Below are 13,429 nucleotides of genomic sequence, written 5' to 3' on the forward strand. Positions count from 1 at the left end.
GTGTAAATAAAAAGACGAATATAATGAAAAAGATTGTTTTGTTGTTGTTTGTTTCTTTGTTGGTCATTTCTGCAACGGCGCAAACGAATTTCCGGGATATTACTTATAAAGAAGCCCTCGCTGCCGCGAAAGACGAGAAAAAACTGGTATTTATTGATTTTTATACCTCTTGGTGTGGTCCGTGTAAAATGATGATGAAAAATATCTTCCCGTTGAAAGAGGTCGGGGATTATTTGAATGATAAGTTCGTGTGTATTAAGATTGATGCTGAAAAAGGAGAGGGACCGGAATTGGCAAAAAAGTACAAGGTAAAAGCGTATCCTACTTTTGTAGCCATAGATGTGGTTGAGAGAGTATTAATGATTAAAGAGGGAGGTTCGGTGGATGGAACTGCTTTTATCACGAGTATTGACCGTCAAATAGACCCCGATAAAACTCCCGAACGAATGCAACAACGTTATGAAAGCGGCGAGCGTACAGCCGAGTTGATTTCTGCCTACGCGGGAATGAAATTGGAACAAGTATACCGGAATCGTCGTCCGGATATGTCTAAAAAAGAAGAGGCTTTTAAAATCGTGCAAGATTATTTTAGCGGGTTGAATGATAAACAAAAGCTGGCCGATGAAAACTTGTTTGTGTATATTTCTTTTACCGAAAGTCCTATGGATGCAATCGCCCGCTATATGATAACTTGTCGGGATAAATTTGCTCCTGCCGTGAAGGATAAAATCTCGGAACAAATCGGGAATTTGTATAAAGTGGAAATGCAAAAATATCTGATAGCTCAAATACCTTTTGAACAACAGCAATATGATGTAGTGAAAAGGGAGATTATTGATTTGGGATTGAATAAGGATAATTATTACACGGAAGCATTTCGTTTCATAGAATGCCACGGGAAAGGTGATTTGAATGCTTTTATGACTCTGTGTGAGAAGGAGTATGCTCAGTTGAATGATGACTATAAAGCGTATATCATGTATAATTTTGCGGCTTTGTTTGTGAACGGGGATGAGGTCGTGAAAAAGCGTGCGGCGAAATTCGTGCGTTGGTTATTCATGGAAATGGACGCGACAATGATTATGTTTGTTGCCCAGCAATTAATGCAATTGGAAGGCGGCGGACATTAAGAAGATGCTCTCGAAATCGTTTTTCGTGTATCCCGGTTTTCCTTGTCGGAAGCCGGGATATTTCTGTTAAAAAGATATTTCTGCTTGTTAATGATGCGTTGTTTGCTCTTTTTTTATACTTTAGCGGAACAAATTTGTAAAACGTGAAAGAGATGTACACACTAAATGATTTAAGGGAGATTATAACGAAAGAGTTAGAGAAAAAAGAGTATATGCAAGAGCCGTATTCGTTGTTTGAGCCGATACAGTATATACTGGAAGACGGTGGAAAACGGTTACGTCCGATGCTTACTTTAATGGCTTATAATCTCTACCGGGAGGACATCGAGAAGGTGTTGAAATCCGCTATCGGGATAGAAATCTTTCACAATTACACGCTTTTGCACGATGACGTGATGGATGATGCTGAGTTGAGAAGAGGACGTCCGACGGTTCACAAGAAGTGGAACAGTAACGTGGCGATATTAAGTGGTGATGCGGCTGCCATTATGGCTTACAAGAGTATAGAGCATTGCGAGGATAAATACTTGCGTCGGGCTATTGACTTTTTCAATCAGGTAGCACTGGACGTGTGCAAGGGACAGCAGTATGATATGGTGTTCGAAACGAGAAATAACGTGACCGAGGAAGAGTATATCCACATGATTTATTTGAAGACAGCCGTTTTGCTTGCCGGTAGTTTGCGGCACGGGGCGTTGCTTGCCGGAGCTCCGGAACACGAGTACAAAGCGTTGTATGATTTCGGGGGATATCTTGGGTTAGCTTTCCAGTTACAGGATGATTACCTTGACGTGTACGGGGATGTTGCCGAATTCGGGAAAAACATAGGTGGAGATATCGTGGCAAACAAGAAAACTTATATGCTTATCAAGGCGTTGGAGTTGGCTGATCCGGCGACAAAGGAGGAGTTGTGGGGATGGATAGAGAAGAAGGATTTTGATCACAAGGAAAAAGTGGAAGCCGTTACACGGATATATGATCGTTTAGGGATAAAAGAAGTTGCTTTTGCGGCAATAGATAAATATTTGGAAAAGAGTCGGGAGATATTGGATAAGATTGAAGTTCCGGCAGAACGAAAAGTCGATTTCTACGAGATGTTGGACGAGATAGGAAGTCGGAAAAAATAAAATAGTGCATTAAATGGAGAAATCTAAACAGCGATTGTTAGACGAGCGTTATTTGAGAATGGCCCGGATATGGGCGGAAAATTCGTATTGCATACGTCGTCAGGTAGGAGCCTTGATCGTGAGGGGCGATGCCATTATTTCGGACGGGTATAACGGGACTCCTTCCGGGTTCGAGAATATATGTGAAGACGAGGACAATAAAACAAAGCCCTACGTGTTGCATGCCGAGGCGAACGCTATCACGAAAGTGGCGAAATCGAATAACAGTAGTTTCGGGGCAACGTTGTACGTGACGGCTTCTCCTTGTATCGAATGCTCGAAGCTGATTATTCAGGCGGGCATCCGACGGGTGGTATATTCGGAACATTACAGGAGCGCGGATGGAATCGAATTACTGCAAAAAGCGGGAATAGAAGTGGAGTATATAGGGTTTGCGGATGATAAAGAGATAAAAGATTAAATATGAACAAGAGTAATTTAAGAGCGTTATTGACACCGATCGTGTTGGCTTTGGCTATCGTGCTCGGTATGATGATAAACAGGTTTTTGCCGGATCGCGGACAAATGTCTGTTGCCGCGGGAGTGTACCCGCAGATGGGCAATAAATTGGATGTGATTTTGGGAATGATACAACACTCGTACGTGGATACGGTGAACATGACAGAGTTGATAGAGAATTCTATCCCGGTTATATTGAATGATTTGGATCCTCACACGATATATATTCCCGCGAAAGATATGCAGCGGGCAAATGAAGGAATTATCGGTAATTTCGGGGGTGTAGGCGTGCAGTTCTATAAATATCTGGACACGGTTACGGTCGTGAAAGTCGTTCCCGGCGGACCTTCCGAGAAAGCGGGGATATTGGATGGTGACCGGATTATCCGGGTAGGCGATTCTGTGGTAGCCGGGGTAAACAAGAATACCGACCAGATTATGGCAATGATGAGGGGAGAGTTCGGTTCGAAAGTAGATTTGACCATCGTGAGAAGGGGTGAACCGAAGCCGATCAAGAAGACGGTTACTCGCGGCAGTATCCCGGTAAAAAGTGTTGATGTGGCGTATATGCTCAATGATACAACGGGTTATTTGAAAACCAATACCTTCGGTATGGTTACCTATATGGAGTTTATGAATGCCATGGAGAATTTGAAGCAGGCGGGGATGAAAAAGATAATTATCGACTTGCGGGAGAACGAGGGCGGAGTGCTGGAAACGGCAATCAAGATGATAAACGAATTTCTGGACGCGGACAAGCTGATTTTGTACACGCAGGGAAACGCCAGAGCCCGTATGGATTTCACGTCCAACGGTCAGGGACGTTACAAGGATATCCGTGTGGATGTATTGATTAGTGAGTTTAGCGCGTCTGCCAGTGAGATTTTCGCTGGTGCAATACAGGATAACGACCGGGGATTAATTATCGGGCGTCGTTCTTTCGGAAAGGGATTGGTACAGGAACAACGCCCGCTATCCGATGGTTCTGCCGTACGGTTGACGGTAGCCCGTTATTATACGCCTTCGGGACGTTCTATTCAGAAACCTTATGACCAAGGGAAAGAGAAATATTACAGCGATATTTACAACCGTATGATGCACGGGGAGTTTTCTCAAAGGGATAGCATCACGTTTGACGAGAATTTGAAATATCAGACTGTTGGCGGACGTACCGTGTATGGCGGTGGCGGAATTATGCCGGATGTCTTTGTGCCGGCTGACACGACCGGGGCTACCCGTTATCTGGCAGCGGTGACGAGAACTCAGTTCTTGTATGATTATACTTTTGATTTCATGGATAGACACCGGAATGAGATGAAGGATTTAAAAGATTACAAGGCTATCCAGCGATACTTGAAGCAGTTCGATCTGGTAAACGAAATGGCGAATTATGCTGCCCGCCGCGGATTGAAGCGGAATGACAAGGAGATAAAAGAGTCTTACCAGATTTTGAGAACACGGATAGAGGCTTATATCGGTCGTCACGCTTTGGATGATATCGGTTTCTACCCGATAATCGGTCAGATTGATAATACCTTACAGGAAGCGATTAAACAATAGACAATGATGAATATTTTACACGGGAGGCTGATAGGCCTCCTGTTTCTGTTTTGCACGCTGGGTGGTTTCGCGCAAAACCGTTATATTCCCTCGGGGGAGGGAATGTTGGTTGAATATACCTATTATTGTTTGGGTTTTGACAAAGAGCATAAACAGGCGAATTGGGTGTATTACGAGTTGGAAGCCAAGAATCTCACGGGGAAGGCGAGCCGGAAAGATAATTTTCGGGTAGACCCGAAACTAGATACATGGAGTGCCACGTTAGCCGATTACAAGGGAAGCGGGTATGACCGGGGGCATTTGTGTCCTGCCGCTGATATGTCGTTTAATGCGAAAGCGATGAGCGAAACGTTTTACATGTCGAATATGTCGCCGCAAGTACCGATGTTTAACCGGGGTATCTGGAAGAAGTTGGAGGAACACGTTCGGGAACGGGCAAAGCGGGAAAAACTGTACGTGGTAACCGGACCGATTTTCAAGAGTAACAAGGGGAAGATAGGCAAAGGAAAAGTGACCGTTCCCGGTTACTATTACAAATTATTTTACTCCCCGTCGAGGCAGCAGATGATAGCTTACGTGTTGCCGAACGAGGAGAGTCGGCGCCCGATAAACAGTTTTGCGGTACCCGTGTCGAAAGTGGAGAAAATGACCGGTATTGATTTCTTCCCGCAACTACCGGATGATCTGGAAAAGCTGTTGGAAGCGGATACACTTTCGCATCTGGAACATATGCCCAAGCAACCCGGTAAATCATATCCCCCGACCCGGAAAGAACAAATTATCGCCGTGGCGGGAGCCGTGCTCTTGTTCTTGCTCGTGTATTTCCTGATCAAACACTGGGGTGGGAAAAAGAAGAAAAAGAAAAAAGCCAAGAAACCTCTCAAGAAAAAGAAATAAGCCCGAAAGGCTTATTTCTTTTTCAACAAATCATCAATCACTTTTGTCATTTTCTCGAACTCTTTCGGTTCGTACAGGCGGGTGAGATAGACAATCTTCCCCTCTTTGTCTATGATAACGTTCCGGGTGACGCCTGCGCCTTTCGCGGCAAAAGAATAAAAGGCTTTACCTTCCGGATCGAGCAGGAGAGGGTAAGTGATACCTGTTTCTTTGGCAAATTTTTTGACCACTTCTTTCGATTCCTTAAGATCAATGCCGTATAAAACGAAGTCGGGATTATCCTTGTGTTTCAGCCAGATATCTTTTTCGATAAAGGGCATTTCTTTTCGGCATACGCCACACCAGCTGGCAGTGAATTGAAGCATAACAATTTTCCCTTTCAGGTCTTTCAATTGTTTCTTTGTGCCGTCAGGAAAGATTAATTCGATATCAGGTGCTTTGTCGCCTACTTTCACGATGTATCCTCTATCGTCTTCCGGGGCTTGAACCCAAGCGCAGGTCATGAATAATAATAAAATTAGAGTCAGGTGTTTCATATTGGATCATGTTTGATTAATATCGTTTCAGACTTTTCGGGCTACCGCTCCACGAGCATCCCAAGCAATAGAGAATTGTCGTGTCGAATCCCTCCAGAGAGTCATTTTCATTTACCGGAACAACCTCGTAATCGGTTGTCACTTGCACCAGACATGGATTGCCTTGTGCGTCTTTCACGTGAAAACGGCGTATGCCGCATTGTGGACAAAGTAAAAATCGCATATTCTAAAATTTGAGACATAGTTACTGATTATTATTGATAGTTGTACGGGGTACGAGGGAAAAATTGTTACTTTTATCAGATTCTTTTCATATACGGGAAGAAAGACTGTATATTTGTCGTAACAAGATGATAGTAGTTAGTGGGTTTTGATATGGAAAAACAGAAGAAATATAAAATACATTTTGCACCTGTGCAGGGGCATACCGATTGGACGTACCGGAACCTGCACGAGAAATACTTCGGGGGAGTGGACGCCTATTATACCCCGTTTATCCGGGTTGAAAAAGGGGATAGTTTCCGGTCGAGAGATATGAAGGATTGTGATCCCGAATTAAATACCGTGCAGAGATTGATCCCGCAGGTGTTGGGGGGCGACCCGATGGAATTGGATGTATCTCTGGAGATGTTGGAAGAGAGAGGCTTCACGGGGGTGGATATCAACATGGGATGTCCTTTCCCGATGATCGCGAGGCGGGGGAAAGGAGCGGGCGTGTTGTCCGACCCGAAGCGGGTACGGGAGCTGATGGAAGTTGTGAAGGAATACCCGGGGATGCAGTGTTCCGTGAAGATGCGTTTGGGATGGGAGAATCCCGAAGAATGTCTGTCATTGCTTCCTGTTTTGAATGACACCCCTTTAACTGCCGTTATTCTGCACGCTCGTGTCGGTACGCAGGAATACAAGGGAGAGGTAAACCCGGATGCGTTTGAGGCATTTTATAATCAATGTAAACATCCCTTGTATTACAACGGGGATGTGTTGACCCTAGAGGATATTCAACGGGTGACGGCACGCTTTCCCCGTTTGGAAGGCGTCATGATCGGTCGGGGATTGTTAGCGAACCCCGCGTTGGCAATGGAATACTTGAATGGTAAAGAATTGACCTCGGAGGAGAAGTACAGGAAATTCAAACTCTTTCATGCCGAACTTCTGGCCGCTTATGCCGAACGTTTGCAGGGTGAGCATCAATTAGTGATGAAAATGAAAACTTTCTGGGAATATTTCATGCCGATGACCGACCGGAAAATATTGAAGAAGATTCACAAGAGTAACAAACTATCCCAGTATAACGAAGCGCTTGCGCGTGCCTTCGTGCCGGGACAGGAAGAAGGGTGATAGCGGATGAAAAAAGCGATATATATCATTATAGGCTGTATTTCCGTGGTGTTGGGTATAATCGGTATTTTCGTGCCCGGTTTGCCGACAACACCTTTTCTTTTATTGAGTTCATGGCTTTTTTACAATAGTTCCAAGCGATTGCATGATGCCTTGCATCGTTCCAAGTGGTTGGGGCCTTATATCCAGCGTTTTCAAGAGAAAAAAGGAGTGGGTTGGAAGACAAAAGCGGTATCCATTATTTGTATGTGGACGATGATCAGTATTTCCGCTTTCGGGATTATCGAGAATTTGCATGTGAGGATATTATTATTGATATTGGGTGTGGTTGGGACATGCAGCGTGCTGTTTATCGTACCGAATCCCAAAAAGAAATGATAATTCTTTGTATTTTCTAAGTGTTACCAAAAATGAATTTTCCCATCTTCAACAGTAAACGGTCTTTCCTCTATTCCGAAAGTTGTGTTGCGTAGCCATAATAATCCTCCTTCCGGCACATTGGTAAATTCCAGAAAATAGTCTAGGGCTATTTGTGAACCCAAGGAACGCCATCCATCGATATCATAATAAAATAATTCATATCTATTACCGGGATATATGCCATTTCCATCTCCTCTTGGGAGACAGATAATTTTGGAAATTTTAACGGATTTCCCAAAATCAATAGTGAGTTCTTCTGTTGATATAGAAATATTTGTGAGAGGATCGTTGTCAAATGCTTTTTGGAATTGCGATTTACATGTACCATTCAGGGTACGTCCATGCTCATCAATGAACTTAAGTTCTGCTATATCGAAAGTCTTTTTCTGATTTCCAAGGATTCGATAATATCGGAATGATTTATCTCCTGTTACTTCTTGTACGATGTAGCTTAAATTTGTGGTAGTTTGCGTGAGTAGAGTGTCTCTTTTTTCCCTTTCAAATCGAGGGTCGTTAGAAGCTTCTATAATTATACCTTCCAAATTTTTCGTATATTTGAGTAATAATTCGTTTGCTGGGTACTTTCTTGTTAAAATCAAATTTTGTGTCTTTTTTTGGTTTGGTTCTAAGTACTTTGTCTCTCCTCGGGAGTTTAGTATAAAGGGATAATTAAACGCATATTGAATATTTCCTTTATAATATAAAGGCAGGTAAACAATATTTTTTCCCATGTCTCTAAATTCAATTTCGTTTTTTTTGAATTTAGAAATTCCTATTGGTTGCCATGATAAATTATTGAATACCCCTAAGTAACAGTAATGCGGTTTGTGGGGAATCTGTTTTCTTACTTTCACTTTGATGTTGCTGGTATTTAGATAAGTAGATGTGACATCTTTAATGAAAGGAGTTTGAAATATTTCGGGTATATATTCATTTTTCAAAAAATCAATGTCGTTATTCCGTGAATACGTGAACCTGTAAATTTTAGCTGCTTTGTAATTTATAAATAAAGTTTTGTTCCCGTTTTGAATGTTCGGGGTAACAATGGTACACCAGTAGTGCTGACCGTTACGATTCGGGTGGAAGGGAATATAATCTAATGCAGCAGGAATGCCTAAGGTGCGAAATTTAAATAAGCGTGTAGCGTGGGCTTCGTAGCAATTAGTCGCAAAATCAATTTTAAGAAACTGATTGATAAAGTCTCTGTTAAAAGTTAAATCATGTTTTTGGTATTCGATGTATTGAGACATTTTCAGTATATCATATTTGATATTATCGGCATGCGTGATAATATCATTCATTATTTTAGTTGTATGGATGGAATCTCTCCACGTGTCAATAAGTTCGTTTTCAAATCTATAGGGTAATATGTATTCGAAAAAAATATCTATGGGGATATCCGAAAGCCAAGGGTAAGTTTGTAATAGTTTGAATGATGCGTCAATATGTTTGATAAGAAAATCGGATGTAATGTATTTTATGTCTTCTTGTTTATGAGATACGTTTTTGATGTTTTCAGCGTGACTGGATAAAATATCAAATATTTTTATGTCAAAATAAGTAATTGAATCTAGGGTTATCGTTTTGATTGAGCCCTTCGTGTCTATAGTTTTCTTTTCAAAACGAGCGTTTTGGGCATCTTTACTGATGAAGCGAAATGAATCTATTAAATCTCCGCGTAAAGTATAATGCCCGGGCATATTTTCGATTAAAAATTTTGCGGCTTCAAGTTTAAGAGAATCTTTTAACAGAGCGTAATGGGTGAGTACTTTCTCTAGTTCCTGTCGATTATTTCCCGCTGTTTCAAGAGCTTTTTCTAATTTTGGGTGATGATATCGGCAAGAAAAGATGACGATAGAAAATATGATTGTAAAATATGTAAGTTTCATAACATAAAGAGTAAAATTCACCATGGCTGTTTAAAGCCATGGTGAATGAAAAGCCTATTTAACTTTTGTTAGAGTTACTTTGTTAGGAATCCAATATTCACATGCTGGAGGAGTTATGAATTCAAAGTATATAGAGTCTTTACCGATGAACTTGATTTTGGCTGTTCCTGGTTCACCTGTTCCATAAGCACTTTTGATTTTAACAATCAATTCTCCGTTTTTGATAGTACCTTGAATAGATTCTTCTTCTCCGCTGTCATCTATTCTTCTGCCATCTAACATTACAGAAGAATGTTTTCCAGTTACAACGGAGTCTTTTTGTGTGAGTGATAATGAAAATGACGTACTTTCAGTTTCATATTCCCATATCCCTGCATAGTTGGGGTAGGATACAAGGGCAAATAATGTGATGATTGTAATAATTAGTGTTTTCATATTATTATAGATTAACAGTTAACGTTATATTTATTTGAATCTGTTTTTTGTTTAAATGTATTTGTTCGATTAAGCCATCCATTTAAAAATTTTTTGAGGTTTGGCTTGGTTTTGACCAAATTTTGATAATATTTTTTTCTTGCTTCTATAAAAGTATTGTATAAAAGTTTATGGTCAACACTATTTAGGCAGGCGATTGTTTTAGGTCCAATGGCACCATCTTCTTTTAAGGTAACTTCTGTTTGTAATGCGTTTAAGGTTTTTTGTAATACTTTTGTTGCATGCCCTCCTGCGTTGACATAAAAATCAAAAAAAGCGTACCTCATATCAGGATCATCAATAGTTTCCATTTTAGTTCTGTTCCAAAATGCAGTTTCATAAATAGAAATTGCTTGTTCGGAGGTGAGTTTTTTTAAATTCTCTAAAGTCGGTTCCATGTTTAAGACACTTTTTGCGTACCTTTGCCACGTGTCCCAAGCAATCCCTTTGTTGGTCGCTTTCCCGGGATCTTCGGGGTCATTAACAAATCCTCCCTCGTGTTTAAGTACTTTCTCCATAACACCATTGAATAATAGACCGTCACATGGATCCGGTATGTCTGGAGTGTTTGAAGGTCCATCATCATCTCCTCCCTCGGAAGGAGGGGTGGGGGTATCTGGGTCTATCGGTTTATCCGGATCGGGATAATCGTAACAAGTACATTCGAAAATCTTTTTGTGGCAAAATGCACACCTTACACATTGACAATTTCGTTCTTTTTCTCCACAATAAAAACACTTTGGGCAATTACATCCATCACGAGTTCCACAATATGGACATACGACGACCCAGACGTCATCAAAATCACCACCATAAAGTGCGCAGTTGTGAGGACAATCCGCATATGTATAACCATGTTTACATATTTTTGGGGAAGAGTTTTCTATAGAGCTAAAAGCTCTCGAAACACTTGTTTGCGCTTCGTTGAATAACATGTGTTCGTAATTAGGATTTTCCTGCGAACTTAATGAATCCTTTTGATTTGTTACATGCGTGCAAAGCGTTCCGTTAAGTTTTCCGTTCGTGTACCCGAATGCTTTCACGAATTTTCCTCCTAGGGTAGAACAGAAAACCATCCCGGTGAAATTACTTCCACCCAAATATCTGAAATCCTCAATTAGCGTGTACGGATCCTTATCTCGAGTTCCTTGTACCTCCGGTATGATTGTTGTGACAAACATATCAATTTCATTATCGGAACGTTTGGCGATAACTAATCTTCTTCCGGCGGGGACCTCACAAGTGTACACGTGTTTTTGGTTATGGTAAATTTGCCTTGCAACGTGAACTGTTGATGTGCTTCGTAAAGGTATTTCTATTAAAGTAACACCTTTATGTCCGGATATGATAGCTTTTCCCCAATCGGGACTCATTTCTGGATAAACACTTGATGTATTTCTACTTTGCGTCTTTTCATTAAAAGATAGCGGGGCTAAGTCTGTTGCATTCATTTCAAAGAACTCTTGGGCTTCCCCGACACTAAATGATATCGGGTAGTTACTACTTTCTGTAGAATTGTCATTCAATCCGTAATCTCTACAAGAGTAGTAAATCAATAGAAATAAAGCAACTCCTAGTGGGATAATTTTTTTCCTTTTCATAATCTGTTACGTTAAAAAATTAATCAATACATAATTTTTCTTTTAGTTTTCATTGTTTTTGCTTGCGTCTATTTCATAAAACCTCCTTTCTTTTGTTTTGTTATCACTGTTTTTTAAAAAAGATTTCATAATGTGGCGAGCTCTTAAAACAGTTGTGTTTGTGATTTTGACTTTTGTTGTAAGGGCTGTTTTTGCGATTTTTTCTGCTTTATCTTTTTCTCCTGTTTCTTGATACAAGGAGAATAGATAAAATTGCGGAAGAATATGTGAGGGCACCATTAGAGATGCTTGTTGAAAGGCGTTTTGAGCTTTATTAAATCTTTGATTGCGTTGATAACATAAACCAAGGCTGTTTAAAATAATAGAGTTGGGGCGTAATTTACACGCCTGTTCTAAAACAGGAAGGGCTTCATTGTATTTTTTGCAGGAGTAAAGTTCTTCGGCAAGCCATAAAATGAAATCAGGAGAATTTAATAATTGGGTATAATATTTCACCCACGATTTTTCAGTGATTGCTATTTTTAATGCTTGTTCGGCTTTTATTCTCCAAACGACTTGATTATAAAATAGAAATAAGGTAATTAATAATATACTAGCTAAAATCTTTTTGGTTAGTTTTGATATATAAATGGTATATCGTTTTAATGTTGCTTCTTTGGCAAGTATAGCGATTATGATACAAAAAATGAACGTGATGGATATGTTTTCAAAGGGATATCCTAACATGCTAAAGGTTGATAATGAGATTAATAGTGCTTGATAATAGCGAATATTATCATTTTTTTCTGGAGAAACTTTGAAACAGTAAAATATCAATGTGGAGAATAGTATTAAGCCGATAATGCCTGTTTCACATGCAATTTTGATATATTCATTGAAAGCAATATAATTATTGTCTGCGATAGATATAAATATTGAATTAGGGTATTGATGGAACCACAAGGCTTGTTGTGGCATATACATAGCCTCGAATGAAGATACACCATGACCGAACCATGGTGATTGTCTGAAAATAGAAAGTGAAACCAAATAAATGAGAACTCTGCCATTAGCTGATTCGGGACGAATTAAATATATGCCTCCTAAAAATAATAATGTAAGAAACGTAATTGAAATACACGTGAAAATTCTTTTTTTATTTAATTGTCGACGAGAATATTTATTTTGTTTGAAATATATCCATATAATTCCGCTAATTAAAGCAAGCCAAGCAGCTCTGGAATGTGTTAGGTAAAGCCCTGCTAATATGATACATAGTCCGCATGCGAAACAAATTTGATATGTAATTTTCTTGGTATGATGTAGTACCAGGGTACAACTAATAATAGAAAGAGTTAAATAAATCCCCCATAAACTGGGGTTTATAAAACTTCCGGTCTGTTTGAAATATACATGATCGGGAGGTAGTATATCGGTAAATTGTAGGATACCCCAAGTGGATTGAATTATTCCAGAAGTAAACAGGGCTAAAAAAAGGCTTTTATTATAGTAAGAATTTTGTATCCAATAATATAGCACGAGTAGGCATGCAAAATAGAATATAGTAATTGAATCTACAGGGTAAGAGGAGGTTAATAAACGTATGATTCCCCATGAAATAATTACCCCCCATAGTAGGTCTATTTTATTCCATGTATAGAAATCGAGTTTAAATAATATTCTTAGAGAGAGTATCGCTAATATACTAAAAGCTAAAGTATAAGTAGTAAGCCCTGTAAAACAAATATTGCATTTGTCGGTTACTGGTAATAAAATGGCGAACAGCCAAATTGTTAATTGATCTATAAAATTTATATATCGTGTCACTATCTATAAATCCTACTATGTTATTTACGGGTGACAGATAGTGTGTAAATAAAAGTTAAATAATCCTCTGTGGCTTGTAGTTGGAAAGATTACAAAAAGAAACCGGAGGTACTTTTTCAAGTATCTCCGGTATTATGAATACAATTCAATCGT

At 39.8% G+C, this 13,429-nt stretch carries 13 protein-coding genes; 7 read left to right on the forward strand and 6 right to left on the reverse strand.

All coding sequences use genetic code 11. The annotated features are described in order from the left end of the window. The first annotated feature begins 23 nt into the window (after positions 1–23). The 5 genes from L0M98_RS16815 to L0M98_RS16835 all read left to right on the forward strand — a co-directional run bounded on the left by L0M98_RS16815 (position 24) and on the right by L0M98_RS16835 (position 5,212). The gene (locus L0M98_RS16815) at positions 24–1,130 is read left to right on the forward strand and encodes a thioredoxin domain-containing protein (RefSeq protein WP_227216989.1); all 1,107 of its coding nucleotides are present in this window, start codon (positions 24–26) and stop codon (positions 1,128–1,130) included. A 152-nt stretch (positions 1,131–1,282) separates the two neighbouring features. Next, positions 1,283–2,257 (forward strand): polyprenyl synthetase family protein, encoded by a 975-nt coding sequence (locus L0M98_RS16820; RefSeq protein ID WP_227216990.1) that lies wholly within the window; start codon positions 1,283–1,285, stop codon positions 2,255–2,257. A 13-nt stretch (positions 2,258–2,270) separates the two neighbouring features. After that, positions 2,271–2,717 (forward strand): dCMP deaminase family protein, encoded by a 447-nt coding sequence (locus tag L0M98_RS16825; protein WP_099291286.1) that lies wholly within the window; start codon positions 2,271–2,273, stop codon positions 2,715–2,717. A 2-nt stretch (positions 2,718–2,719) separates the two neighbouring features. After that, on the forward strand, positions 2,720–4,315 hold the full coding sequence (locus tag L0M98_RS16830; protein WP_227216991.1) for a S41 family peptidase: 1,596 nt from the start codon (positions 2,720–2,722) through the stop codon (positions 4,313–4,315). Between the two features lie 3 nt (positions 4,316–4,318). Further along, entirely contained in the window at positions 4,319–5,212 is an 894-nt protein-coding gene (locus L0M98_RS16835; protein ID WP_227216992.1) for a DNA/RNA non-specific endonuclease, read from the forward strand. A gap of 11 nt (positions 5,213–5,223) precedes the next feature. Here the strand turns inward: L0M98_RS16835 and L0M98_RS16840 are convergent, their stop codons facing one another. Then, complete coding sequence (locus L0M98_RS16840) at positions 5,224–5,748, reverse strand: TlpA family protein disulfide reductase (RefSeq protein WP_370645672.1); 525 nt, start codon at positions 5,746–5,748, stop codon at positions 5,224–5,226. A 16-nt stretch (positions 5,749–5,764) separates the two neighbouring features. Continuing rightward, a complete protein-coding gene (locus L0M98_RS16845) occupies positions 5,765–5,971 on the reverse strand; it encodes a hypothetical protein (RefSeq protein ID WP_099291282.1) in 207 nt (68 codons plus the stop codon). Positions 5,972–6,123: 152 nt separating this feature from the next. On the opposite strand from L0M98_RS16845, the gene L0M98_RS16850 reads away from it, so the two are divergent. Together L0M98_RS16850 and L0M98_RS16855 are read left to right on the forward strand one after the other, a co-directional pair. Beyond that, positions 6,124–7,086: a tRNA-dihydrouridine synthase family protein gene (locus tag L0M98_RS16850; protein WP_227216993.1), complete on the forward strand. Its 963-nt coding sequence runs from the start codon at positions 6,124–6,126 to the stop codon at positions 7,084–7,086. Positions 7,087–7,092: 6 nt separating this feature from the next. Next, complete coding sequence (locus tag L0M98_RS16855) at positions 7,093–7,464, forward strand: YbaN family protein (protein ID WP_186974845.1); 372 nt, start codon at positions 7,093–7,095, stop codon at positions 7,462–7,464. A 23-nt stretch (positions 7,465–7,487) separates the two neighbouring features. On the opposite strand, the gene L0M98_RS16860 is transcribed toward L0M98_RS16855, so the two are convergent. From L0M98_RS16860 to L0M98_RS16875, 4 genes are read right to left on the reverse strand one after another with little or no spacing between them, the layout of a single operon-like run. Next, positions 7,488–9,395, reverse strand: a complete 1,908-nt coding sequence (locus L0M98_RS16860) for a discoidin domain-containing protein (RefSeq protein ID WP_227216994.1) — start codon at positions 9,393–9,395, stop codon at positions 7,488–7,490. A 54-nt stretch (positions 9,396–9,449) separates the two neighbouring features. Continuing rightward, entirely contained in the window at positions 9,450–9,830 is a 381-nt protein-coding gene (locus L0M98_RS16865) for a hypothetical protein (protein ID WP_227216995.1), read from the reverse strand. Positions 9,831–9,841: 11 nt separating this feature from the next. After that, complete coding sequence (locus L0M98_RS16870; RefSeq protein WP_227216996.1) at positions 9,842–11,470, reverse strand: glycoside hydrolase family 108 protein; 1,629 nt, start codon at positions 11,468–11,470, stop codon at positions 9,842–9,844. A 42-nt stretch (positions 11,471–11,512) separates the two neighbouring features. Continuing rightward, a complete protein-coding gene (locus tag L0M98_RS16875; RefSeq protein WP_227216997.1) occupies positions 11,513–13,276 on the reverse strand; it encodes an O-antigen ligase family protein in 1,764 nt (587 codons plus the stop codon). Positions 13,277–13,429 lie beyond the last annotated feature (153 nt).

It is taken from the genome of Butyricimonas sp. DFI.6.44 (genome assembly GCF_022132345.1).
In the GTDB taxonomy this organism is placed as follows: domain Bacteria; phylum Bacteroidota; class Bacteroidia; order Bacteroidales; family Marinifilaceae; genus Butyricimonas; species Butyricimonas muris.